This is a genomic window from Chroogloeocystis siderophila 5.2 s.c.1 (assembly GCF_001904655.1).
Taxonomy (GTDB): Bacteria; Cyanobacteriota; Cyanobacteriia; order Cyanobacteriales; family Chroococcidiopsidaceae; genus Chroogloeocystis; species Chroogloeocystis siderophila.
In genome coordinates this window covers 164,681-188,092 of record NZ_MRCC01000009.1, presented here as the reverse complement: position 1 = coordinate 188,092, position 23,412 = coordinate 164,681, and the positions used below count along the sequence as shown (strand labels likewise).

Genomic DNA, 23,412 nt, shown 5'->3' with positions numbered 1-23,412 from the left:
GGTTGTTAACAGAATACGTGTAGTAAGGCTTTACTTTAAGCCTGGCTCTCAATAGTAAGTCTTGCAGTTTATCATGACTGCGCCTAAGTCGATGATTTATCAAAAACATATTTTTAGAAAAAATACTTACGTTGTTTAGCCTAAGTAATTCTTCTTAAAATGCCATATCTTTAACGAAATCTTTGAAGAAAATTGGTAAATCAAGCGCTTTTGTAAGTAAAGCGTAAAAATGATAAGAAAATCCTCATGAACCTTAAAACATCGTTATTTTTGAGGAAATTTGCTTGATAGCATCGCGAATTTATTCGCGGTTCCGCAAACTGTATCCACTTCCCATGATTTGCAATCCGTTGCTGAGTGATGATAAAAATGGTGGCAAAATGGTGGCTAGTGACTAGTCAGTAGTAACTAACCGCTAAGTCATGCACTCAGCTATTGCAAATAAAATAAGACAGCAATTCCCGCGATCGCAATTGCTACACCGGCGATCGCTCGGAAGCTAATTCGTTCGCCCATCGCTGCTGCAAGTGGTAAGACAAATAAAGGACTTGTATTAGTCAGTGTTAGCGCAATTCCTGCCGCTGTCAATTTAATAGCAGTTTGTTGCAGCCAAATTCCGAGATAAGTTCCGGTAAAAGATGCGATGAAAATTGCAGCGATCGCGCGTCGTGAGGGCAATTTTAGCCCAGAACTACGTGTTTTCAGCGCTACCCATGGTATGAGTATGCATAAACCACCACTCAAGCGCAAAAGTGCCGCCCACAATGAGCTAACAGTTGTTGTGGCAAACACAGCGCGAGAAAGTACTGCACCTGTTGCTAAAGCGATCGCGGCTAAAATGCCGAAACTGATACCGCGTAGTAAATGAGTTGGGTGGTGCGTGCCAATATTAGGAGTTCTTTCGCTTAATACCCACGCTATTCCCACAATAGTGAGTATAATACCACACCAAGCAGCAAAACTCAACTGTTCTTGAAGAAAGAGCAACGCCAAAATTGCAGTCATTGGCGGTGCTAAGGTTTCCATGAGCAAGGTTCGCCGCGCACCGAGGTATTTTAAGGCAGTCAGGAACGCAGAATCGCCTAAACCGATGCCCAGCATTCCACTTAGTATGAAGAATAAATAATCGTTAAATGCCAATGGAGGGAGAACATCGCCACTAATGAATATAGTGAATAGCAAAAGAACAACTGCGATCGCACCTTTGAACAAGTTGAGTTCGAGAGGATGAATCGTTTGTCCAACGCGACTATAGATAACTGAAGCCACCGCCCACAAGCAAGCAGCAGATAAAGCGGCTAATTCACCTGTTAAGCTCAAGTCTAAAGATAAAAATGACATTTGAGTTTTGAGTAAGGGGTATCTTACCCGTATTTGTTGAGGTTTGAATTTTGTCTTTCGCGCAAAACTTTTATTTTGCGTGCTTTAAACCAAGTACAGAGTTATTCATTACTTGGCACAGCACTAAAAAATTAACAATTGATAATTTTCTATTCACTACCGACTCACTTTCAGCAGATTTTTTACTTTTACCTCGGTGATATTTTAAAGGTTTCACGATCCCTGTGCAATTCTTCTAGTTTTTACACCTCTCCGTGGCTATACTGAGGTCATTTGCTATATCAAATCTTGTGTTTTCAGGTGCAAGAAGATGCTATTCAAGACATTAATTGTAAATCAACTATGTATTGGCATGATGCGCGAACTGGCTTTAAAGTTAAGGCAGACACAATCGCAATTTGCTAATTGGATGTTTCCTACTATTCAATATCAACCTTCACCGTTAGCAATACAAATTGTGGCTTTGCAACAAAATCTTAGCAATCATAGAAAAGATATTGACTGCTGATATCGCAGAAGAAATCGCTAACCGCCATATAGAAGCCGCGCGACAGATCAAACAAGCAATGACTCAAGTTTATGTAGCTGAAAAGACAGATGAAGATTTGCATAAACTGCTAAAAAGTTCTACAACAGAACTACTGCTTACACTACAACTGACCGCAGATAACAAAAATTAGAGCTTTGTAGATATACTATGCTCAGACTATTGCTTATGCACTGTTTACAGCAAGAGTATTTAAATTCGTTAGAAACAAACGAAAAAGAACGAAAGAAACCTTTTTTCGGGAATCGGCTTGGCAACAATTACCCGAAGTTCAGCCGTTTTTACGGCAATTATTTAAGAATGTATTTGAACGCCAAGCGGGGTTAAGCGATGAGTTGATGCAATTAACGCATTACTTCAACTGCTCGATTAAGCGATCGCCCACTCGCAAAGCATTAGCGATGACGGTTAAACCAGGACTCACGCTAGCATGAGACGGGAAAAAGCTGCTATCGACAACATAAAGATTGTGGACTTCGTGGGCGCGACAGTTAAGATCCAATACCGAAGTGGCTGGATCTTCGCCAAAGCGACACGTACCGCACTGATGTGCAACAACCTGGATCGGCATATCACTGCGCGGATGTGTTGTGCGATTGAATACATTAGGTTGCGACTGTTCAACGCTTTTCAACACATCAACCCAACGATAGACTAAGCGATCGTGCGCTTCTACATTGTTTGCAGTATAGTCAATTCGTAATTTATCTCCCACATAATGAACGCGATTGTCGGGATGGGGTAAATCTTCGGTTTTCAGCCACCAACCGATTGAATGCGTTGCTAACTGTCGCAAGCCAAAATCTGGCATCAGCCTCGACAATACAGACAAAATCGGTGGTGCTTCGGCGAAAATGACATCTTGAAAAATGCCCCCAGAGTTTTGCACGTGACCCATCGGATACGGAAAATCTTTATCACCCCAATAAAAATCATTTAGCCCCAGCGTGCGGGAAAATGTACCAGAATTAGAGGTAGCGGTTAACTGCACTACAACCGATAGCAGTTGTTTCATCAAATTTCGTCCTACCAAACCAGAACCATTGGCAATTCCGTTCGGGTGTTTTTCATTAGCAGACCGTAGCAGCAATGCCGCCGAGTTCACTGCACCACAGGCAAGCACGATAATATCACCCAAAAATAAATAGGACTGTTCGCCAATTTTTGCTTGAACAGCTTTGATCTCCGAACCTGATGGGTTGGTATGTAGACAAACAACCTGTGCAGAGGTTTTGAGCGTCACGTTTTCGTTCTTGAGAACGGGGCTAACTCCGGTATCTTCCGCATCAGTTCTACCGCGATCGCCTAATCCTAGCGGTAAATAAAAAGGATGCAACCCTTGATCAGTGAGCGTTTCACCAATGCGTTGCACCATTGGCTCGTGCGCCACTTCTGCAAAAGGATAAGGTTCGCTATGCGGCGGTTCGGTGGGGTCATCTTCAAGTTTACCGTGTACTTGATATAACTTCTCGGCTTCAGTGTAGTAAGGCTCAAAGTCTTGATATTGCAGTGCCCATGCAGGAGAAATTCCGCCTTGATGCTTTACTTCCTCAAAGTCACGTTCGCGCATTCGCTGCAAAACGCCACTCCAGATCTTTGTATTTCCACCAACGGCGTAGTACGTTTGCGGATAAAATGGCTCTCCTGTATTGTCATACCAAGATTCAGGCGCGTGAAATTGCTCTTTTTTGAAAATTTCTGTATCGACTAATTCTGAGCTTTCGCGATAGATCAATTCTCCGCGATCAAGCAGCAAGATCTTTTTCCCTGTGGGTGCTAGCTTGCGTGCTAATGTTCCACCACCTGCGCCCGTACCAACAATAATAACGTCATAGTATTGGTCGTCAACGATCATGGGATTCTCCTACTGCCAAACATAAATTAGCGTGTACAACACAATCCAAATGACATCAACAAAGTGCCAGAATAAAGACGTTGCTTCAACACCAAAAAAACCGTTGTCGTAATTACCAGGGATAAATGATCGCACCAACATCAATGCTTGCAGGAGAATTCCAGTGAGAACGTGCAAGCCATGAAATCCTGTTAATAAAAAGAATGTACCGCCGAACACACCTGACTGGTAGCTAAAGGGTAAACCCTGCCATTCCACAGCTTGTCCGAATAGAAAATAGCTGCCCATTGCCATAGTGGCTAAGAGAAAGAGGCGAAAGCCCCACAGTTTTTTATCGTGTAAATAACGCTCAGCGACGTAGATCACAAAACTACTCGATACCAGTACGAGCGTATTAATCAGTGGTTCTTTTGTTTCCAACCCTGTTACCCCTGGTGGATACCAATCAGGAGTCGTGGTTTTGTAGACAATGTAACCTGCAAAGAAGCTCAGAAAAATAACGCTTTCCGACAGCAGAAACACGATAAAGCCGAACTTACTATTACCTGCTGCGTCATGTTCCTGGTGCTGTCGAACGTTAGCTTCAACGTTTTGTGCGTTGCGTAGCTCCCCGGAGGGGTTCGCTCTTTCTACTGTCATGATGTTTGCTGCTGTGTGAGAGATTCAGGAAATTCAGTCAACTCTGGATTAGGAGTATTTCCTACGAGTGGTTGATTTCTACCGTAGCCGTAGGGACCCGAAACCACAATTGGCAGTTCTTCAAAGTTTTCCACCGTTGGGGGTGATGAGGTAAGCCACTCTAAGCCGTAGGCTCGCCAAGGATTGTTACCCACTTTCTCGCCGCGAATCCAGGAACTCACCATGTTGAGAATAAATGGTAGTGTAGACAGTCCTAACAGAAAACCGCCAATACTCGCGATGACGTTCCAGTAGGCAAATTCTAAGTCATAGGAGGCGACGCGACGTGGCATTCCCATTAATCCTAGGGGATGCATCGGCACGAAGGTTAACGCGGTTCCTAGGTAAGTTAGCGCAAAGTGCAGCTTGCCCAAACCTTCGTAATACATACGTCCAGTCATCTTAGGAAACCAGTGATAAATTCCGGCATAGATCCCCATGACGATCGCGCCATACAGCACGTAATGGAAATGTCCCACGACAAAGTAAGTGTTATTGACATGAATATCAATCGGCACTGATCCAAGAAAAATTCCTGTGATTCCGGCAAATACCCAGTTACTAATGCCACCAAGTGCAAATAACATTGGTGTCGTGAAGCGAATTTTGCCGCCCCAAATCGTTGCTACCCAACCAAAAACTTTGATACCAGAGGGAATTGCGACTAGCATCGTCGTCACCATGAAAAACATCCGCATCCAGCCAGGAGTCGCACTAGCAAACATATGATGCACCCACACAAAGCCACTAATGATTGTGATGAGAATTGATGACGCTGCGATCACGCGATAGCCGAATAACGGTTTACGCGCATGAACGGGCAAAATTTCAGAATACATCCCAAATACTGGCAGAATCATGACATAAACTGCCGGATGCGAGTAAAACCAGAAAAAATGTTGATACAATATAGGATTACCCCCCCGCTCTGGAGCAAAAAAACTCGTACCGATCGTAAGATCGAGCAACAGCATCACCGCACCGCCTGTCAGCGCTGGTAGCCCGTACAGTTGAATCAACTGCGCCGCTAGTACCGACCATACAAACGCAGGTGTTCTAAACCAGGTCATTCCTGGTGCACGCATCCGAAAGATGGTGGTGACAAAATTCACCGCGCCCATGATCGAAGATACGCCGGAAATTGCGACTGCCAAAATCCATAACACCTGTCCGTTGATGAGATTTCCTGTCGGGTTTTGCAAACTTACTGGCGGATAAGCCCACCATCCTGACTGCGATGGACCTCCTGGGACGAGAAAACTGGATAGCATGAGAATGCCTACTACAGGAATCATCCAGAAAGAAACCGCGTTAAGTCGGGGAAATGCCATATCGCGCGCCCCGATCATCAGCGGTACTAAATAATTTCCGAGTCCGACCAAAACGGGAAATGTCCACATAAACAGCATGATTGAGCCATGCATTGTGAACAGCGCATTATAAACAGTGCGATCGACTAAATCTGCATCGGGGGTAATCAGTTCGCCTCGCATAATCATCGAAAACGTACCACCGATCAAGAAAAAGAAGAACGATGTGACGATATATTGAATGCCGATGACTTTGTGATCGGTGCTGAAGGTAAAAAATCGCTTCCAGTTATCGGGCGCACCAGGGTAGGGCTGTCCGCGAACGACTTCTGGAGCCTCAAGCGAAATGTTTGTCATAAAATTACTCATCCTTGATCGCTCTTAATCAAAGCAAGCCACTTTAAGCAGGCGGGCTATCAGGTTCATGCTTGGGAGCATAATTCACTACAGGTGGTGCTGCTGGTGGGATTGTCTCCCAACCGCGAACGGCTACTTTATCTTTTGTTGCACCTTCGCGGTCATTAGCTTTGCTGTATTCAAAAGCAGCCTGATTAAACGCAGGGCTAGGCGACGCAGTAGCAGCATCGGCAAGCCATTGTTGATACTCGTTGAATGGTTGAACAACGACATCAGCTTGATTTGCCGCAAAGTAAGTACCGCTAAACATCGAATCGCGCAGGCGATAGGTTCCAGTTTTCACCGGAGTCAGTTCAAAATCGATTTCGTGATTGGGAACGACATCTTGCTTGAGGCGAAAAGCTGGTATATAAAAACCATGCAACACATCCTCGGAGCGTAATGTGAACCGTACGCGGCGATCAACAGGTAAATGTAACTCGGTGCTAGTGATATCCTGTTGTGGATAGTGGAAAATCCATGCCCATTGTTTAGCAATTACGTTAATTTGCTCAATCGGAGCCGTTTCTACTGCTTTTTGAATCTCCTGCTGCGGCGTGCTATCAAAAGGTTCAGCGTAAGCAGGTTGCATCATCTGCGGCATATGTAAGTGTACTAGTTCCATTGGGCCGCGCACCGCCATTTTCTCGTAAGTCCGATAGCTAACGAAGGAAAGCGTTAATACCAAAACTAAGGGGACAGCCGTCCAGACAATCTCCAGCCAGGTATTACCTTCTATGGGGGGACCATCGCTGAGATCATACTTACCGGCTCGATGAAAGACCAATGAGTACAGAAAAGGTCCAATTACACCTAAGTAAATGAACGTGCCTAATCCAGTGAAGAGACTGAATAAATCATCAAGTAACTTTGCTTCGGCTGCTGCTTCTGGCGGAAACCAAGAATATGATTGTTTCGCCATCCAAAAGCTAGCCAGCGCCACCAGGATGGCATAGATACTTATAACTATAATTGCACGGAGTTTCATCATGACAGCGATCGCACCATAAATGAGAACTGCAAATACGATAATTTTGTACAAGTGGCAGACAAACGCAATGCTTACTACTGCCTCATAATTGATTCGGATTTTCGCCTAAGTGCAGCATTTGAGCCGCTGTCACATGAATGCCGAACTCAGCACCCAGATGCGCGCCCAGTGTTCCTTGTACAAACATCAGAGCAAAAACAAATAAACCAGCTGCAAGATAACTCCACTGTACTTGTCTTGCCATGTCTTTGCGCCATTGATAGCGTTGAAAGCCACGCCAAACAGTCATTCCTACGATCAAGGTCAAAATGAGGACTCCCCCGACGCTGTGGAGAATCATCGTTTCCAAGGCATGAAGCCCCCACGCACTCTTGACATCTGCAAGCGGTACAGCTAATGAAACTTCAAATAAACCAGCCATGACCGTAAAAAAGGTAATGACGGCTGATGCCAAAAGATTGTACCAACCGACATCAAACAGTGATGAGCGGGTAACGGGGATCGCCAGAAACTTAAAAATTGCTTTCTCGACGGGAAACAACGCCCCGACAATATCAAAGGCGATCGCAACAATAAATAACCCCAAAGTGAGATGCACTAAATTGGGATGAATAGGAATGATGTAAGGCAATCCATTAACTCCCAAACTATCCCACTGTTTCAGCAGGTCTGGATTCATGACAGACCTCCTCGAATTGCTTCTACTACAGGAATTGTATGCAAGCCATAAACCCACACAAGTAAGCTACCGAGGTATGACTGAACGCAAACTAGCCCAGCTAGCAACACACTCACCGCCAAATAAGGAATGGGTAGCTGTGGTCTTTCTTGTAACCGAATTACATAGCGCCAGGCGGTGATGATCGCCAGAATTCCCGAAAGCGACCAGCCCAAAATTGTATGAGCATTGAGAGTTGAAACCGATGCAGCGTAAGGTTCTGCTAAACCTGCTTCAATCTGTCCAAAAATAATCGCAATAAATATTGAAACCGTAGCAAAGGCTAGATTCCACCAACTAACTTCATACAACTTGGCATTTTTTGTAAAATACGCAAGGATATCGCAAAACACTGCAAATAGCACCATCGCAATCACGAAATGCACCACAATTGGGTGAATCGTATCAGGATAAGGAAGGTTATGCTCGTTGAGCGGTGGAAGATACTTAAACACAGGTTTTTAGAATAATGCAGTAAGAGTGAATATAGAGGTAGTACTGAGAAATGTGATGTAAGCAATTAAACTGAACGCGTGTTTGAAGTCTGATAGACTATAAAGCCATAAGCTTTTGAGTTTCAAGAGTTTCTGTTTGCAGGTTATCTTCATTGCTTATTTTACAAAATCTCTCCTAAGAGAGAAGCGCGTTTTTGCTTTGGTGTGATACGCGGAGTGTAATTATTGGTTTAGCGATCTTTTGACTCTAAACCATTTGAGAAGTTCGCAATGCGCACCTGAGGACGTCGCAGTTAAGTAAATCCTATCAGGGATAGTAAAAACTTATATGTTTTTTATATTGTTATTGAATTTAGTTATTGCTAAACTCGGATCGGTTTGCGAAACCAACAACATACTGGAGAAGTTCAATGGTTTACACACCTGAAAAACAATTAGTCACAAAAACTGCAATTTCTCATGCTCAAAGCAAAAGTTTGGAGACATCTTTCCAAGCCGCTTTAGAACACGCTCGTCGCCTCACTCAAATGTATGGCATTGGATCAACTGAGGTTGCTGTAGCTTGGGATACAGTCGAAGAATTGATAACTGCGTTGGTTCGCCAGCCAAAAAGGTCTCTTTCTGCGTTTGAACACTACTGCAACTTGCATCCAGACGCGCCAGAATGTCGCTTTTATGATGTTTAAGCAGCAGTTGCTTCGTTAGGAAGTTTGCACTACCCCAAGTTGCTTGTGCTTACAAGAGCGTAGGTAGTGCACTCGCCGCGTCTAGACTAGCACCTTCAGGCAAACTGGTTTTGCTCAAATAGCGATTTTCTACCTACACTAAAAACCTTTACTGATAAAAGAACTTGACTGAGACCACTACTCAAAAGCTTGAACTTATACCATTTCACCACATAAAAACTACAAATCATTTCTCCTCTGCACCTGAAGCTGCCTCTCAGCAAAAATGTTATTTAATAAAAGAGTGGTGATTAACAAATTTTAATAAAGACCTGTGACTACACAGCAAATACCTTATACTTCTAGCTTAGAAAAGTACGTTTGGAACTGGCAAGGATACGATATTCAGTACACCGTTCAAGGCGAGGGACGTCCTTTAGTTTTGGTGCATGGATTTGGTGCTTGTATCGGACACTGGCGCAAGAATATTTCTGTACTAGCCGATGCGGGCTATCGTGTGTTTGCTTTAGACTTGCTTGGTTTTGGTGGATCGAGTAAACCGCCGCTGAATTACACTTTAGACGTTTGGGAACTTTTGCTCAAAGATTTTTCGGAAGCACATATTCAGGAACCTGCAATATTTATTGGTAACTCGATCGGCGCGCTATTGAGTCTAATGGTAGTCGCAAATCATCCCGAAATCGCCGCAGGTGCGGTTTTGATTAACAGCGCGGGTGGTTTAAGCCATCGTCCAAATGAACTGAATCCGCCGTTACGCATCTTCATGGCGGGGTTTAATCGGCTTGTGCGATCGCGAATTACAGGAAAAACGATCTTTAACCGCATTCGCCAAAAATCGCAAATCCGCCGCACGTTGCTGCAAGTATACCGCAATTCTGATGCTGTCACCGATGAACTCGTAGATATGCTGTACGAACCAGCGTGCGATCCTGGCGCGCAACAAGTATTTGCTTCGATTATTACCGCGCCTCCAGGTCCTAGCCCAGCCGAGTTATTACCGAAGGTGAAGCGTCCTTTACTCGTGGTATGGGGTGCGGACGATCCTTGGACGCCGATTAGTGGCGCAAAAATTTATGAAACGATGCGCGATCGCGGTGAATTTGTTGAAGTTGTCCCAATTCCAAACGCAGGTCATTGTCCGCATGATGAAGTTCCCGATAAAGTCAATCCTGTGATTGTTGAGTGGTTAGATAAATTACCCTAAGCTACTGTTTGCTACACTTTTAACTTTCTCAAAGTTGCTAGTTTATAAGTAGCTGGATTTTTGGAATTGGTAGCTTTGATATCCAAACCTCACAGACAAAATTCATATGCGTATCAGCGCGTATTTTGGCAAATTGGGCTGGTTGCATCTTCCTTGGGGTTTTGCCTCATCTCTACTCTAGGAATCATGCGACCATCCTTGACAGCAGAGCGAATTTATGCGTCTTACTCGGTTGTCGAGCGGTCAATTTCGGTAGCAGCGCTAGAAAGGTATGCACGTGAGGGGATTTTAGATGACGAACTTGCGGTTTACGCGCAATACATCAATCCACAACAGCTAGAACAATTACGACGGGTACTGCTGACACGAATTGAGTTAACTCCGGTAGCAGTGGCACAGTTTCTTTACACACCGCAAGGAATCATTTTATTAGAGCGATTGGGGCAAATTATTCAAACCGAAGCGCGTCAACCAGGTTTTTATGCAATTCGCTCGGCGTTGATTTTAGCTGCTGCAACGCCGGATGGTTTAACTCTACTTAATGTATTACGTCAGTTTCCCACACGTAGTATTCGTATCAATTTAACACGCAGTTTACAAATAGCAGAACAATTAGACAGATTAGTCAGTCAAACTGCACAAGCGATCGCACTTGTGCAAAAAGACGCCATGAATGCTGCGTTCGCGCAACCACTGGATGTTTGGCAATTACCTGATTTGCGCGAACGAGGTTCATTGAGTTGGAATCAGCAAACACTCACATTATCCGATCCAAGACGCAATCGCCAATTTCTGGTGGATATGTATCTACCACTGAATTTGGCAAAGCCAACACCAGTGATTGTGATTTCGCATGGTTTGGGTTCGGATCGAACGAGTTTTATTTATTTAGCAACTCAACTCGCATCCTATGGCTTTGCGGTGGCGGTTCCCGAACATCCTGGAAGTAATGCAGAACAGCTGCGATCGCTTTTGTCAGGAGTCGCTGCGGAAGTCGCGCAACCAAACGAATTTATCAACCGTCCGTTGGATATCAGGTATTTACTTAATGAGTTGGAACGTTTGCGCATCTCTGACGCCCGTTTTAGAAATATCGATGTTCAGCACGTTGGCGTGATTGGGCAATCTTTTGGCGGTTATACTGCATTAGCACTCGCAGGCGCAGAATTAAACTTTGAACAATTACAAAAAGACTGTACAGGGTTAAGCGATTCGCCTTTGTGGAATGTTTCGTTATTACTGCAATGTCGCGCGTTGGAGTTACCAAAGACAGGCTATGTTTTACGCGATCCGCGTGTCAAAGCTGCGATCGCTATCAACCCGATTACAAGTAGTATTTTCGGTGAAGCGAGTATTCGTCAAATTGCTGTCCCTGTGATGATTGTCAGTGGTAGTGCAGATACGATTGCACCTACATTAGCTGAACAAATTCGTCCTTTTAGTTGGCTGACGACTCCTGATAAGTATCTAGCTGTGATTGTCGGTGCTACGCACTTCTCAACCATTGGCGAAGCTACGCCTGGTTCTGAACCTATCGTCGTACCACCACAAGTTATTGGTCCTACTCCAGAAGTTGCACGGTTATATATGAGTACTTTGAGCGTACCGTTTTTTCAATTATACATCAACAATTCGCAGCAGTATCGCCCGTATCTTAGTTCAGCGTATGCGCAAGCAATTAGTGAGAATTCGTTACCGCTGAGTTTAGTGCGATCACTCTCAAATACCGCTCTAGAACAATTTCTCCGCTAATGTTACTGCGGTTAGATGTCGAAAAATCAGAACGGCTATTAATCTTAACTTTAGCTATTAATAGCAGAAGTCAGGAATAAAAGCTACCTATAGTGATAGTTTTCTGCTTCTATAATGTCCTAATTAATCTCTCAATTGCTATATACCATAGCAAAACGCATTCATCTTAGGACAAGTATATTGAGTAAGTGTATTACTCGATAAAGCTTTTAAAAAAGCTAACAGCTAACAGCTAACTGCTATATCATATGAGACTATAGAAATGAACAATATATTAATTGCAATGCTTGTTTTAGCTTTACTACTTGTTACTATTTCCTCACCTTTTTCTGCTTTAGCTTTGTTAATGTTCTTTCTATTAATTTCAGCTTTTGCGGGCATCGTCTGGAGGATACTAAGAACGCTGCTTTTTGGTGAGCCTAGTAAAAAGAGTTAGTTTGTTTAGCAATGGTTTGAACTAGAGTGAATTTCTCCTCATCACAAAGGTTGCAGAGGAGTACGAACAGCTCTGTTCTTTTGTTTTTGAGAAATGGTATATTGAAATACAACAAACATATATCTATTTGCTTAATTCTTATATAGTTAGTTGTTAATTTCTAAGCAAAATTCAGTTGGCTTGTTTATAGGGTATCCGAAAGAGGATAGTATTAATTCAAGACCTTCCTACTTCTCAACTGTGGGGGATTTAGGGGGTAAATATCATATCATTATCTTTAAGACTCATATGGCATAGTAAGACAACTCAATAAGTTCAAGCAGGAATTATGGATGACGCATCTATTATTGATCCACTACTAGAAGCTTTAAAAAATCCTGACGAGAAGGTGCGCAACTGGGCGACTCAGGAGTTATGGAAGCATTGGTTTGGACAAAAGGGCGTTTACGGGTTGCAGCTGTTAGAACAAAGTCAAGCACTTGTTCAAGCGGGTAAAACCGAACAAGCCGAAGCGTTATTATCAGAAGTTATTGAAGCTCAACCTGATTTTGCTGAAGCGTGGAACCGACGTGCTGTATTGTATTACATCAACGGTCAATATCAAAAATCACTAACAGATTGCGAAATGGTAGTTAAACTCAATCCGGTTCATTTTGGGGCGCTTCATGGTATGGGTTTATGCTACATTGCTTTGGGAAATTATGGTGAGGCGATTCGGGCTTTGCGTCGTGCTTTAGAAATTCAACCGTATGCAATAGAAAACCAAAGGTTAATTCTAGAATGTACTGCACAACTCAGCTAAAAAATGATAAGGTAAATCGTCGAAAATTTTTGCAATATGGTTTGTTGTTTATTGGTAGTAGTGTAGTTGCCGCTTGTACAAATAATCAGTCTCAAGTTGATACTTCGCAATCCAACGACCTTGATCGCGTAACGTTTGGGACAAACTGGGTAGCCCAAGCCGAACACGGAGGCTTTTATCAAGCGATCGCGACAGGCATCTACAAAGAACACGGCTTAGATGTCACAATTCAAATGGGTGGACCGCAAGTTCCAACAGGTACGCAATTGTTAATGGGAAATGCGGTTGATTTCTTTATGGGATATGGTGTTGATGCAGTTAACGCGGTTGCAGAAGGAATACCAAAAATTACTGTAGCGGCAATTTTTCAAAAAGATCCCCAGTGTCTTATTGCGCATCCAAACACAGGAGTTGATTCAATAGAAGATCTCAGAGGTAGACCGATTTATATATCTTCGGCGGCGAATGTAACGTATTGGCCTTTGTTAGCCGCAAAATTTGGGTTTACCGACGATCAAAAGCGTCCTTATAATTTTAATCCAGGTCCATTTCTTGCGGATAAGCAATCGGCACAGCAAGGATATATCACGTCTGAACCTTTCGCGATCGAGCGACAAGGAGGATTTACACCCGTTGTCTTTTTATTAGCAGATTATGGTTATATTCCTTATTCAACAACGATCGAAACCAGGCGCGAATTAGTCAAAAATAATCCTGATTTAGTTCAACGCTTTGTCGATGCATCGATTAAAGGTTGGTATAGTTATTTAGAAAACCCAGCGCCAGGAAACGAATTGATTAAACAAGCTAACCCAGAAATGACCGACGAACAAATCGCCTATGGACTTGATAAACTCCAAGAATACGGGATTATCAATTCTGGTGAAGTCGAACAACTCGGAATTGGGGCGATGAGTGAGGAACGATGGCAATCCTTTTTTAATACTATGACTCAAGCAGGAGTTTTTAAACCGAATATCGAGTACAAACAAGCATTTACCTTGCAATTTGTCAATAAAGGCGCACAGGCGTATCGCGGTTAGTGGACAGTGGACAGCGAAGATGTTCAACTGTCAAATATCAACTCCTAAAGATGATTCAGTATTCCTGCTTACGGTAGAGTTACGCTGAATAGAATATGGTAAGTAATTATCGATCAGTTGATAGCGAATGACTCTTCCCGCAATTCGGCTAAATCAGATCAGTAAGGTTTACAGTAACGGAACTGTAGCTTTACAAAATATGAATTTAGCAATTCAGGATGCTGAATTTGTGAGTTTAGTAGGTCCATCTGGTTGTGGTAAAAGTACCGTATTGCAGATGATTGCTGGCTTGGGACAAATAAATTCTGGCAGTATCGAGTGGGGAATTAGCGATCGCCAACTGGCGTATGTCTTTCAAGAAGCTGCATTAATGCCTTGGGCAACGGTGCAAGAAAACGTGCGTCTACCGTTAAAATTAGCTGGGACATCGAAAAAGTATGCGGAAGTCTTAGTACAGCAAGCAATTCAAAGGGTTGGGTTGAGTGGATTTGAACGCAGCTATCCCCGCGAGTTATCTGGCGGGATGAAAATGCGAGTGTCGATCGCACGTGCTTTAGTTACAAAACCAAACGTATTATTAATGGATGAACCTTTCGGTGCGCTTGATGAAATTACGCGGAGTAAGCTGAATCGCGACGTGCTTGATTTGTGGAGTCAGCACCGATGGACAGTAGTGTTTGTAACGCACAATATTTATGAAGCGGTTTATCTTTCTAATCGCGTCATTGTGATGGCGGCGCATCCAGGACGCGTTGTTGCAGATATAGCTATCAATGCACCGTATCCGCGTAGTGAAGAATTTCGCACTTCTTTGCTGTATAACGAATATTGCCGCGAAGTTTCGCAATGCCTTGAAGCAGCTATGAATGCATCGCCGTTACAACTTAATCGCACTGCGATCGCCCAAACGAGCACATCATGACTATTCTCCGTCGCCACAAATCCTCTTCAGTTAACGCAAATCAGCGCGTATCGATTGATGTTATCGCACCGATTGTAGTAGGAATTCTGGCGTTGGTGGCGTGGGAAATTTTTGTGCGGGTAACAGGTTTACCACCGTATTTACTGCCTGGACCTCTATTAGTATTGCAAACATTAATTAATGATTGGAATGAACTGTTTGCTTCGTTGTTAGTCACGCTGCAAATTACTGTCGTTGCGTTTGTCGCCGCAGCGGTGTCAGGGTTGTTGATTTCGATTTTGTTTACGCAGAGTAAGTGGATTGAGAAAAGTTTATTTCCGTATGCGGTGATTTTGCAAACAACTCCGATCGTAGCGATCGCACCGTTGATTATTATTTGGTTAAAAAACAACACGTTTGCGGCATTGGTTGTTTGTGCTTGGATTGTGGCGTTTTTCCCAATTGTTTCTAATACAACACTAGGGTTGAACAGTGTTGATCGCAATTTGGTCAATTTGTTTCAACTGTATAAATCTTCAAAGTGGCAAACTTTGCTGTATTTGCGTTTACCGAGTGCTATGCCGTATTTTTTGGGAGGGTTACGTATCAGTGGCGGTTTGGCGTTGATTGGTGCGGTGGTGGCGGAGTTTGTTGCGGGAACAGGTGGGGCGCGATCAGGGATTGCGTATCGCATTTTGATATCGAGTTACAATTTGCAAATTCCGCGCATGTTTGCGGCGTTGTTGTTGACGACGGGGTTGGGAGTAGTGATTTTTGTGGGGTTGACGGTGTTGTCAAATTGGGTGTTAGGGAAATGGCATGAAAGTGCGGTGAAGCATGAGAATTGATTGATGAACCACAGAGGCGCACAGAGGAGAGAGGTAAGTAGAAATGACGAGTATGGAGGTTGAGGTTAATTGGGAGGTTTTTGTCGCTGCGTTGGCGGGGGTAGAGGTGATTACTGATGCGGCGCAGGTGGCAAAGTTATCGCAGGATTATCATACTTTTAGTCCGATTTTGCAACGCGATTTGGCGGGGAAGGTGGGGGATATTGTTGTACGCCCTGCGACAGAAGCAGAAGTTTTGCGGGTGGCGGCGGTGTGTGCGTGGTATCGTATTCCTGTGACGGTACGAGGTGCAGGAACGGGTAATTATGGGCAATGCGTACCGTTGCATGGTGGTGTGATTTTGGATATGTCGCGGATGCAGCGAATTGGGTGGATTGAGAAGGGTGTGGCGCGCTTAGAAGCGGGGGTGAAGTTGGCGGCGTTGGATAAAAAGGCACGGGAAAGCGGGTGGGAAATTCGCATGGCGCCTTCTACGTATCGTACAGCAACCCTTGGCGGATTCGTTGCAGGTGGTAGTGGGGGAATCGGTTCAATTACGTATGGACAATTACGCGATCGCGGTAATCTTTTGGCACTAAAAGTGGTGACGCTAGAAGATGAACCGCGTGCGATTGAGTTACGCGGTGATGACGTGCAGAAGGTGAATCACGCCTGGGGTGTGAATGGAATTATTACTGAGTTAGAAATTCCACTTGCGCCTGCTTATCCTTGGGTGGAATTAATTGTCACGTTTGATGATTTTATGACCGCTGCGAGTTTTGGGCAAGCTTTGGGTGATGCGGATGGTATCGTTAAAAAATTGATAACAGTTTTTGCCGCGCCAATTCCAACTTATTTTGCGGCGTTGCGTCAGTATCTTCCTGAAGAATCTCACGCAGCTTTTTTGATCGTTGCTGAATCGAGTTTAGAAGTACTGCCAGGGTTGATTCAAGAGTATGGTGGAAAGCTAACTTATCAAAAGTCAGCGCAGGATGCAAATAAAGGAGTGAATTTATGGGAATTTACGTGGAATCACACAACACTCCACGCGCGTAGCGTTGATTCGTCGATTACCTATTTACAAAGTTTGTTTCCTCTCGATAAATCATTACAAACTGTCGAGCAGATGTATCATTATTTCGGCGATGAGGTGATGATGCATTTAGAATTTATTCGAGTTAATGGTGCAGTCATTCCGGCGGCGTTGCAACTTGTGCGCTATACAACCGAAGAACGTTTAAATGAGATTATTCGCTATCACGAAGCTAACGGAGTGTTTATTGCCAATCCGCATACATACATTATTGAAGACGGCGGACGTAAACAAATGGATCCCGAACAGCTAAAGTTTAAACAAATGGTCGATCCCTATGGACTAATGAATCCTGGTAAGATCAAAGCTTTGATGGCGAGTTAGGTAACTTGCGTACGCAACAACATTGAAAATTTGTTACGTTAAGCGCGTCTTAAAGCGACAAGAAAATCGTCACGCGAAAAGGGAATTGCTACTGGTGCAGGGATTTTTCTCACTGCTGAATATGCACACAATCGGACTGGATTTGGTGCTTTGGGGCGTATAGGTTTAGCCGCAGAGAAAGTCGCAGAAATGGCGTGTGTAGAGTTGTTAAATTTCCACGACACAAGTGCACCTGTTGATGTTCACTTAGCAGATCAGTTACTATTGCAGCGTTAGCTATGCAACCGAGTCAATATCGAGTTGCAGGAATTAGCCCTCATTTAACAACGAATGCGTGGGTAATTGAGCAATTCGGTGTAGCGCGAGTGAATATTAATGCAAGCGAGAAGGCAGTTGCGATCGCACCTCTACCTCAGCCCAAATTTTAAGCTTAGCTGGAGAATGAAAATATATTTTTTAGATTAGGTAATGGGTAATGGGGAACGCGAAAAGCATTTAGCAATCAAACAACCGCTAATCACTAATCGTTATTTAATTACCTGTTACCAACCATATGTCATCACCGCTTATTTTGACACTCAAGCTTGATCGCATAACCTTTGAAGTTTTCAATGAATTGCGTCAGCAGCACTTTCCACCGGAAAGAAACTTTCTTCCCGCACATATTACTCTTTTTCATGCACTACCAGGCGAAGAAGAACTATCAATTCAGCAAACTTTACAAAGCCTTTCTACAGACACTGCATCCTTACCACTACTTTTCTCAAAGCCGCGCTTTTTGGGTAAGGGTGTCGCCATAGAAGTAAAATGTTCTGAATTGGTTCAACTGCGTCAACAGCTTGCGGCAACTTGGAATATGTGGTTAAGTCAGCAAGATCAGCAGCGATATCAACCGCACGTCACAATTCAAAATAAAGTGACATCTGAGGAAGCGCGTCAACTTTATAACCAGCTTGTTAGTAATTGGGACTTTATTAACGGATATGGCGAAGGGCTGTTACTCTGGTATTACAAAGGTGGACCTTGGGAGTTGGCGGGTGAATTTAACTTTGAGTACGGTGGGGCTTAAATTATAGAAATGATGCACAGTTTCATTCCACCACAACGATTTTTTCCTTATCTGACTTGGACTGACATTCAAGCAATGCCAAATAAACAGGATGTCGTCTTAGTTCAGCCTGTCGGCGCTATTGAACAACATGGTCCGCATTTACCTTTGATCGTCGATGCTGCAATTGGTGCGGCAGTTTTGGGAAAAGCATTAGAAAAACTTGATGCAAGTATTCCTGCATATGCGTTACCAACATTGTACTACGGCAAATCACACGAACATTGGCATTTCCCTGGCACGATCGCTCTTAGCGCCCAAACATTACTAACAACATTAATTGAAATTGCCGAAAGCCTTTACCGCGCAGGATTTCGTAAACTTGTATTGATGAACTCGCACGGCGGACAACCACAGGTAATGGAAATTGCAGCGCGCGATTTGCACGTCAAGTATGAAGATTTTCTGGTGTTTCCGTTATTTACCTGGCGCGTTCCGCACGCTGTTAATGAATTACTTTCACTCAAAGAACAGCAGTTAGGAATTCATGCAGGCGATGCAGAAACGAGTTTGATGCTATCGATTTTGCCCGAACAGGTGAAAATGCAAGCCGCGATCGCTGAGTACCCAGAATTACCAGAAGATAGTTTACTTTCAATCGAAGGTAAGTTACCTTTTGCGTGGACAACTCGCGATTTGAGTCGGAGTGGTGTTTTGGGAGATCCTACCATTGCGACGAAAGAAAAGGGCGATCGCATTTTGGAATCTGTCTCGGATGGTTGGGTAAAAGCGATCACAGACATCTATAAGTTTCGTCAGCCCCAGGCTTGGCATAATAGAGACAGTACCCTTTAGGGTTGTTTGTTATATCTTTATCAAAACTTCCCAAATGAACATATCAGACAACAAAATGACTTGCGTATATCATCAAGAAGATATTCAGCAAATTTTGCAAATCGCGATTTCTCGCCAAGCGCATGAAGGCGAATTTACGCGGGAACAGTTAGTAGAAATTGCTGCTGAGTTAGAAATTACCCCTGAGTGCTTGCAAGCTGCTGAAAGAGAATGGCAATTGCAACAAGCTGATTTGCACAAACGCGAAGCTTTCAATATGCATCGTCGCCGCAACTTACAAAAGAGTTTCGGTAATTATGCGATTGTTAACTCTTTTTTCCTGCTCCTCAATTTTATCAGTGCAGGTGAACTTTCTTGGTCATTATATATTGCTTTATTTTGGGGTGTAGGGCTTGCTTTGAATACCTGGAACACTTTCCAAACTCAAGGCGAAGAATACGAAAAAGCTTATCGTCGTTGGTATCGTAGCCGCCAAATCAAACAATCTGTGAATTCCTTAGTCGATCGCTGTCTTAAAGCATGGCAAATATGATGCATTGCTAGGCATTCTGTCGTTTACGAAAAACATAACTTGTTGTCCAATAGATAAATAAGGGGATAGTGACAACGTGAACTAACAAAACACTCGTAGCTACTCCTAAAGCTTGCCCACGAATTCCAATCAGCAATGCTACGCTAAAGATAGTTGTAAATAAGATATTCCAGTATAAATCTAAATTAGGCTTGCCTATCGCGACGAGTAATAGCGAAGCAGCATCAGCAAACGCGCGTGGAATTGCAGATAAACAAATTAACATTAAAATTGGAATTGCCACTACCCATTGCTGACCAAAAACAATTGGCACGTATAAAGGAGCTAAGCTTGTTTGTAGAATGACTAAAGGGATAATAATTGTAGTGATCGCTTTGCGGCTGTGCGCATAGTGTTTTCTAAGTTCTAGCTGATTTACTCTTGCAGCGCATAAATGCGGAAATAACGCTGTATTCAGAACATTGATAAAGCTCAAACTAATTCCTAATCCTGCATTGAAACCAAAGAAATATAACCCTAATTCTTTAATTCCTAAAAAGCGACCGACTATTAAATAATCCAGATTATTTCTGAGTGTTTTTAGGAGATGCGTGCCAAAAATATTTTTACCAAAAACAAAGAACTCTTTCCAATACTTTGTTGTAATATTTTTCGTTGGACGCCATGAATGATAATGGTAATAGACAAAAACATCAATCGGAGCCACCAAAACCCAAGATAAGACAAATGACCACACTCCCATCCCTAAAGCTGCGAAGATTCCCAGCAGGCTATAGCTAGTAAAGTTTTTGAGTGTATTGCTAATAGCGCAAACTTTAAGCTTATTTTCTTTTTGGATCATAATACATTGAATTGCGGCTGTAGGCCATATCAAATAGGGAATTGCTGCTACACAAATTGGAAAAATTAAGCGAGTCTCTTTGTAGAACCAAGCAATAGGAAAAGCAGCAAGACACTGGATAATAAATATACCTACATAAATAATCCAATTTAACCAATACGCCGAGTTACACAACTGATTGACATCTCTATCAGATTGAATAATTTTCGCACCAATTCCTACTTCCATGAGTATGCGTGCCAACTCATTAATTGTTGTAATAATGGCTATTAAGCCGTAATCATAAGGTGTTAAAAAACGAGCAGCGATCGCAGTAATACCTATACGAAAAACTCGTGTAATAATTTCTGCACTACTTAACCAGCCTAGATTAGAAATAAACTGGTTAGATAACTTTTTTCTTAGCTTATTAATCGGTTGTTCAATAAAACTCACTATATTCACAACCTCCAGAAATTCTTACACTCTTGAATCGAATAAATAAACTAATAACAGTTACTGTTTCTTTTGGCATATTGAGTCGTGCGATCGCGTATAAGTCTAGCTAGAAGCAAGCATTTGAACTAAAAGTCTTTTCAACTGCGTTGTGTCAACTACCATGTCGCTATCATGATAACGAAGTGCGGTATAAGGCGAGTGACATTGAAGATATCCATATTGAAAACCTAAACCCCGTGCTAAGTTAGCGAAACACGGTGATATAGATACACCAAATAGTTCAATTAAAGTAAGATTTTGTGCAAAAATGATATTAGTTAAACCTGCACCATGCGGAGCAACCACCATTGTTGCTTGTGAAAACAATCTCACTTCATCCTCGAAGTTCATGTCTTCAAGAATGTAAGCAACAAAACCAAAATTTGCCAATGTTGCAATGACATCATTTTCATTAATAATTCTTCTTCCTTCTGCCTGACGACGAGAAATAAATATTTTAGATGAAAAATGCTTATTTTCTGTCTGAGAAAGGTTACTAAGCATTCGTTTGCGAATCCAACGACTTGCTAAAGGGGATTCTACGCTATATACCTCATCATAATGCCGTCGAAATGACGAGATGATTAATTTTTCTACTCGCAGCCTTGATTTATTCCATCGAATGCAGTCTTGTGGTTGATATCCTAGAAGTCTGAGAGAGTCTATTTGCCATGAAGTAGGGTTAGCATCAATAATCAACTTAGGTTTTATCCCTGTTTGTTGTTGATAAAATTCAATTCCTTCTAATCGTGTTAAACAATCTATAATCCAGTGCCAATAATTTTGGCTCCAAGCATTTATTAATGAAAAAGCTGTATCGATTTGAGGAGTGTTATCAGCTAATAAACTTTTCAAGGCTAAAGCCCGTATAGCTACACTTCCTTCTAAATGGTTTTCCTGGCAATGGTACGGCGTTGTTGTTTCTAAGATGATATTCTGATTTACATCAAAGCCAACGGCTGCTGGCCCTGCCAAGTAGGTATTATTAATTTCACAAACAAAAGGTGACTCAATTTTAATAACAAAAGGATGAATTCTATTTTTAATATCTACTACTTTTTCTAATGTTTTTGGTTCATTAGCAATCACCAATTCTTCACACTTAAAGTGCAAAAGGCGATATTGCTCTGCATTGTTTACTAATGTCTCTCGTGTTATAGTAGTTAAACCTAGCTTTTTGCAAAAATAAAAAAATGGTTTACGAAGCCAAGACTTTAACTGAACTCGATAAAGCATTCTCAGCCGATTTGTAAACTTATCTATTTGTGTTTGAAACGAGATAAAAATTATCACCTTTAAATTCCTTTTTATATGCAGTTAAAAGTATTACCTAGTAGTTAAAAAAGACTGCGGTGGCGCGCTTTTTACTAACAAATCCTAAAAAATAAATTGCAAGCTTATATGAAAAAATTCTGAAAAAGATGATTTTGATTAACAAAATTTGGGTCTGATTATCTAATAAAGTTCGTGGATATATACAAATTCCTTTCCATAACATTTGGTGCGCTTGTTTAACACTATTAGGATTAGAAATGTGCTTTAAAAGTAATTGTGTTAAATACTGATAAAGAGTGGCCAAGTTCTCGTTTTTTAAAGATTGCAACTCAGGAGGTGCAGCCGCAAAGACTTGATCAATGACTTGTTGAAGACGCGGTTCCATCAATTCAACCTGTGCTGACGCTGAAGTTGGTGAGTGACGATAGAAAACCTGTGCTTTCGGTACAACGACAAACTCAAAAATTGCGGCTAAACGTACAAACAACTCCCAATCTTCACCATGCGTCAGTGTCGCGTCAAAGCCTCCAACAACTGCGAGTGCATCACGACGTACCAACGCATTAGAACCGCTATAAAGGAAATTGCGCACTAACAACTGTGCATACACATCTCCTTGACACCACACAGGTGGTGCAGCATGAACTATCGTCGCAGTATCATTCATAAAGTACGTCCAACTGTACGCGACTGCGGCGCTGGGGTGTTGTTCTAACGCTGCAACTTGACACTCTAGTTTGTCCGGACTCCACAAGTCATCAGCATCTAAAAACGCAATCAGTTCGCCTTTGGCACGTGCGATCCCGCGATTGCGTGCTAATGATACTCCTGAATTGGTGTAACGATGCACTTGCATTCGTGGTTCTTGGATGCGATTGAGTAATTCACACGTGCGATCGCATGATCCATCATCGATGACAATCACTTCCCAATCGCGATATGTTTGTTGTTGGACGCTCGCGATCGCTGCAATGATCGTTTGCTCAGCGTTGTATGCTGGTATGATTACTGTTACTTTTGGCATT

General features: G+C 42.7%; 25 protein-coding genes. 15 read left to right on the top strand and 10 right to left on the bottom strand.

Annotated features, from left to right (window positions below):
• Positions 1 to 432: 432 nt before the first annotated feature.
• On the bottom strand, positions 433 to 1,341 hold the full coding sequence (locus NIES1031_RS12920; RefSeq protein ID WP_073549795.1) for a DMT family transporter: 909 nt from the start codon (positions 1,339 to 1,341) through the stop codon (positions 433 to 435).
• Positions 1,342 to 1,651: 310 nt separating this feature from the next.
• Here NIES1031_RS12920 and NIES1031_RS12915 point away from each other — a divergent pair, with 310 nt between their 5' ends.
• The gene (locus tag NIES1031_RS12915; protein ID WP_073549794.1) at positions 1,652 to 1,849 is read left to right on the top strand and encodes a hypothetical protein; all 198 of its coding nucleotides are present in this window, start codon (positions 1,652 to 1,654) and stop codon (positions 1,847 to 1,849) included.
• Positions 1,839 to 2,021, top strand: a complete 183-nt coding sequence (locus NIES1031_RS12910; protein ID WP_073549793.1) for a hypothetical protein — start codon at positions 1,839 to 1,841, stop codon at positions 2,019 to 2,021. Before NIES1031_RS12915 ends, NIES1031_RS12910 begins: the two co-directional genes overlap by 11 nt.
• A gap of 219 nt (positions 2,022 to 2,240) precedes the next feature.
• On the opposite strand, the gene NIES1031_RS12905 is transcribed toward NIES1031_RS12910, so the two are convergent.
• The 6 genes from NIES1031_RS12905 to NIES1031_RS12880 all read right to left on the bottom strand — a co-directional run bounded on the left by NIES1031_RS12905 (position 2,241) and on the right by NIES1031_RS12880 (position 8,291).
• Positions 2,241 to 3,743, bottom strand: coding sequence for a GMC oxidoreductase (locus tag NIES1031_RS12905; RefSeq protein WP_073549792.1), 1,503 nt, complete (start codon positions 3,741 to 3,743; stop codon positions 2,241 to 2,243).
• A 9-nt stretch (positions 3,744 to 3,752) separates the two neighbouring features.
• A complete protein-coding gene (locus tag NIES1031_RS12900; RefSeq protein ID WP_073549791.1) occupies positions 3,753 to 4,382 on the bottom strand; it encodes a cytochrome c oxidase subunit 3 in 630 nt (209 codons plus the stop codon).
• Positions 4,379 to 6,088, bottom strand: a complete 1,710-nt coding sequence (gene ctaD / locus NIES1031_RS12895; RefSeq protein ID WP_073549790.1) for a cytochrome c oxidase subunit I — start codon at positions 6,086 to 6,088, stop codon at positions 4,379 to 4,381. Before ctaD ends, NIES1031_RS12900 begins: the two co-directional genes overlap by 4 nt.
• Positions 6,089 to 6,131: 43 nt before the next feature.
• Positions 6,132 to 7,118 carry a cytochrome c oxidase subunit II gene (locus NIES1031_RS12890; protein WP_073549868.1) on the bottom strand — a complete coding sequence of 329 codons (987 nt, stop codon included), beginning with the start codon at positions 7,116 to 7,118 and terminating at the stop codon, positions 6,132 to 6,134.
• Positions 7,119 to 7,200: 82 nt separating this feature from the next.
• Positions 7,201 to 7,797 (bottom strand): DUF2231 domain-containing protein, encoded by a 597-nt coding sequence (locus tag NIES1031_RS12885; protein WP_073549789.1) that lies wholly within the window; start codon positions 7,795 to 7,797, stop codon positions 7,201 to 7,203.
• On the bottom strand, positions 7,794 to 8,291 hold the full coding sequence (locus NIES1031_RS12880; RefSeq protein ID WP_073549787.1) for a DUF2231 domain-containing protein: 498 nt from the start codon (positions 8,289 to 8,291) through the stop codon (positions 7,794 to 7,796). Before NIES1031_RS12880 ends, NIES1031_RS12885 begins: the two co-directional genes overlap by 4 nt.
• 410 nt (positions 8,292 to 8,701) lie before the next feature.
• Between NIES1031_RS12880 and NIES1031_RS12875 the strand changes: the two genes are divergently transcribed.
• From NIES1031_RS12875 to NIES1031_RS12815, 13 genes are all read left to right on the top strand, one after another.
• Positions 8,702 to 8,977, top strand: a complete 276-nt coding sequence (locus NIES1031_RS12875) for a Calvin cycle protein CP12 (protein ID WP_073549785.1) — start codon at positions 8,702 to 8,704, stop codon at positions 8,975 to 8,977.
• A 313-nt stretch (positions 8,978 to 9,290) separates the two neighbouring features.
• Positions 9,291 to 10,181, top strand: a complete 891-nt coding sequence (locus NIES1031_RS12870; protein WP_073549783.1) for an alpha/beta fold hydrolase — start codon at positions 9,291 to 9,293, stop codon at positions 10,179 to 10,181.
• A 186-nt stretch (positions 10,182 to 10,367) separates the two neighbouring features.
• Positions 10,368 to 11,933 carry an alpha/beta hydrolase gene (locus tag NIES1031_RS12865; protein ID WP_236738824.1) on the top strand — a complete coding sequence of 522 codons (1,566 nt, stop codon included), beginning with the start codon at positions 10,368 to 10,370 and terminating at the stop codon, positions 11,931 to 11,933.
• A gap of 764 nt (positions 11,934 to 12,697) precedes the next feature.
• Entirely contained in the window at positions 12,698 to 13,171 is a 474-nt protein-coding gene (locus NIES1031_RS12860) for a tetratricopeptide repeat protein (RefSeq protein WP_073549781.1), read from the top strand.
• Positions 13,150 to 14,214: an ABC transporter substrate-binding protein gene (locus NIES1031_RS12855; RefSeq protein WP_073549780.1), complete on the top strand. Its 1,065-nt coding sequence runs from the start codon at positions 13,150 to 13,152 to the stop codon at positions 14,212 to 14,214. Before NIES1031_RS12860 ends, NIES1031_RS12855 begins: the two co-directional genes overlap by 22 nt.
• A gap of 127 nt (positions 14,215 to 14,341) precedes the next feature.
• On the top strand, positions 14,342 to 15,136 hold the full coding sequence (locus NIES1031_RS12850; RefSeq protein WP_073549779.1) for an ABC transporter ATP-binding protein: 795 nt from the start codon (positions 14,342 to 14,344) through the stop codon (positions 15,134 to 15,136).
• Positions 15,133 to 15,963 carry an ABC transporter permease gene (locus NIES1031_RS12845; RefSeq protein WP_073549778.1) on the top strand — a complete coding sequence of 277 codons (831 nt, stop codon included), beginning with the start codon at positions 15,133 to 15,135 and terminating at the stop codon, positions 15,961 to 15,963. Before NIES1031_RS12850 ends, NIES1031_RS12845 begins: the two co-directional genes overlap by 4 nt.
• A gap of 43 nt (positions 15,964 to 16,006) precedes the next feature.
• The gene (locus NIES1031_RS12840; protein ID WP_073549777.1) at positions 16,007 to 17,359 is read left to right on the top strand and encodes an FAD-binding oxidoreductase; all 1,353 of its coding nucleotides are present in this window, start codon (positions 16,007 to 16,009) and stop codon (positions 17,357 to 17,359) included.
• A gap of 84 nt (positions 17,360 to 17,443) precedes the next feature.
• Positions 17,444 to 17,635 carry a hypothetical protein gene (locus tag NIES1031_RS26395; RefSeq protein WP_218596797.1) on the top strand — a complete coding sequence of 64 codons (192 nt, stop codon included), beginning with the start codon at positions 17,444 to 17,446 and terminating at the stop codon, positions 17,633 to 17,635.
• Between the two features lie 2 nt (positions 17,636 to 17,637).
• A complete protein-coding gene (locus NIES1031_RS24975; protein ID WP_218596794.1) occupies positions 17,638 to 17,787 on the top strand; it encodes a hypothetical protein in 150 nt (49 codons plus the stop codon).
• 125 nt (positions 17,788 to 17,912) lie between these two features.
• Entirely contained in the window at positions 17,913 to 18,428 is a 516-nt protein-coding gene (locus NIES1031_RS12825; protein ID WP_073549776.1) for a 2'-5' RNA ligase family protein, read from the top strand.
• 9 nt (positions 18,429 to 18,437) lie between these two features.
• On the top strand, positions 18,438 to 19,262 hold the full coding sequence (locus tag NIES1031_RS12820; protein WP_218596793.1) for a creatininase family protein: 825 nt from the start codon (positions 18,438 to 18,440) through the stop codon (positions 19,260 to 19,262).
• 55 nt (positions 19,263 to 19,317) lie between these two features.
• Positions 19,318 to 19,794: a 2TM domain-containing protein gene (locus tag NIES1031_RS12815; RefSeq protein ID WP_218596792.1), complete on the top strand. Its 477-nt coding sequence runs from the start codon at positions 19,318 to 19,320 to the stop codon at positions 19,792 to 19,794.
• Positions 19,795 to 19,801: 7 nt separating this feature from the next.
• Here NIES1031_RS12815 and NIES1031_RS12810 read toward each other — a convergent pair whose 3' ends face one another.
• From NIES1031_RS12810 to NIES1031_RS12800, 3 genes are all read right to left on the bottom strand, one after another.
• Positions 19,802 to 21,070 carry a lipopolysaccharide biosynthesis protein gene (locus tag NIES1031_RS12810; protein ID WP_073549774.1) on the bottom strand — a complete coding sequence of 423 codons (1,269 nt, stop codon included), beginning with the start codon at positions 21,068 to 21,070 and terminating at the stop codon, positions 19,802 to 19,804.
• A gap of 105 nt (positions 21,071 to 21,175) precedes the next feature.
• Positions 21,176 to 22,405 carry a glycosyltransferase family 61 protein gene (locus tag NIES1031_RS12805; RefSeq protein ID WP_218596791.1) on the bottom strand — a complete coding sequence of 410 codons (1,230 nt, stop codon included), beginning with the start codon at positions 22,403 to 22,405 and terminating at the stop codon, positions 21,176 to 21,178.
• Between the two features lie 37 nt (positions 22,406 to 22,442).
• Positions 22,443 to 23,411: a glycosyltransferase family 2 protein gene (locus NIES1031_RS12800; RefSeq protein ID WP_073549773.1), complete on the bottom strand. Its 969-nt coding sequence runs from the start codon at positions 23,409 to 23,411 to the stop codon at positions 22,443 to 22,445.
• Position 23,412 lies beyond the last annotated feature (1 nt).

What these genes read in the sequence shown, in the direction of transcription:
- NIES1031_RS12920 (WP_073549795.1), bottom strand. Translation starts at nt 1,341, where the DNA reads ATGTCATTTTTATCTTTAGACTTGAGCTTAACAGGTGAATTAGCCGCT.
- NIES1031_RS12915 (WP_073549794.1), top strand. Translation starts at nt 1,652, where the DNA reads ATGCTATTCAAGACATTAATTGTAAATCAACTATGTATTGGCATGATG.
- NIES1031_RS12905 (WP_073549792.1), bottom strand. Translation starts at nt 3,743, where the DNA reads ATGATCGTTGACGACCAATACTATGACGTTATTATTGTTGGTACGGGC.
- NIES1031_RS12900 (WP_073549791.1), bottom strand. Translation starts at nt 4,382, where the DNA reads ATGACAGTAGAAAGAGCGAACCCCTCCGGGGAGCTACGCAACGCACAA.
- ctaD (WP_073549790.1), bottom strand. Translation starts at nt 6,088, where the DNA reads ATGACAAACATTTCGCTTGAGGCTCCAGAAGTCGTTCGCGGACAGCCC.
- NIES1031_RS12890 (WP_073549868.1), bottom strand. Translation starts at nt 7,118, where the DNA reads ATGATGAAACTCCGTGCAATTATAGTTATAAGTATCTATGCCATCCTG.
- NIES1031_RS12885 (WP_073549789.1), bottom strand. Translation starts at nt 7,797, where the DNA reads ATGAATCCAGACCTGCTGAAACAGTGGGATAGTTTGGGAGTTAATGGA.
- NIES1031_RS12875 (WP_073549785.1), top strand. Translation starts at nt 8,702, where the DNA reads ATGGTTTACACACCTGAAAAACAATTAGTCACAAAAACTGCAATTTCT.
- NIES1031_RS12865 (WP_236738824.1), top strand. Translation starts at nt 10,368, where the DNA reads ATGCGACCATCCTTGACAGCAGAGCGAATTTATGCGTCTTACTCGGTT.
- NIES1031_RS12860 (WP_073549781.1), top strand. Translation starts at nt 12,698, where the DNA reads ATGGATGACGCATCTATTATTGATCCACTACTAGAAGCTTTAAAAAAT.
- NIES1031_RS12855 (WP_073549780.1), top strand. Translation starts at nt 13,150, where the DNA reads ATGTACTGCACAACTCAGCTAAAAAATGATAAGGTAAATCGTCGAAAA.
- NIES1031_RS12850 (WP_073549779.1), top strand. Translation starts at nt 14,342, where the DNA reads ATGACTCTTCCCGCAATTCGGCTAAATCAGATCAGTAAGGTTTACAGT.
- NIES1031_RS12845 (WP_073549778.1), top strand. Translation starts at nt 15,133, where the DNA reads ATGACTATTCTCCGTCGCCACAAATCCTCTTCAGTTAACGCAAATCAG.
- NIES1031_RS12840 (WP_073549777.1), top strand. Translation starts at nt 16,007, where the DNA reads ATGACGAGTATGGAGGTTGAGGTTAATTGGGAGGTTTTTGTCGCTGCG.
- NIES1031_RS24975 (WP_218596794.1), top strand. Translation starts at nt 17,638, where the DNA reads ATGCAACCGAGTCAATATCGAGTTGCAGGAATTAGCCCTCATTTAACA.
- NIES1031_RS12825 (WP_073549776.1), top strand. Translation starts at nt 17,913, where the DNA reads ATGTCATCACCGCTTATTTTGACACTCAAGCTTGATCGCATAACCTTT.
- NIES1031_RS12820 (WP_218596793.1), top strand. Translation starts at nt 18,438, where the DNA reads ATGATGCACAGTTTCATTCCACCACAACGATTTTTTCCTTATCTGACT.
- NIES1031_RS12815 (WP_218596792.1), top strand. Translation starts at nt 19,318, where the DNA reads ATGACTTGCGTATATCATCAAGAAGATATTCAGCAAATTTTGCAAATC.
- NIES1031_RS12800 (WP_073549773.1), bottom strand. Translation starts at nt 23,411, where the DNA reads ATGCCAAAAGTAACAGTAATCATACCAGCATACAACGCTGAGCAAACG.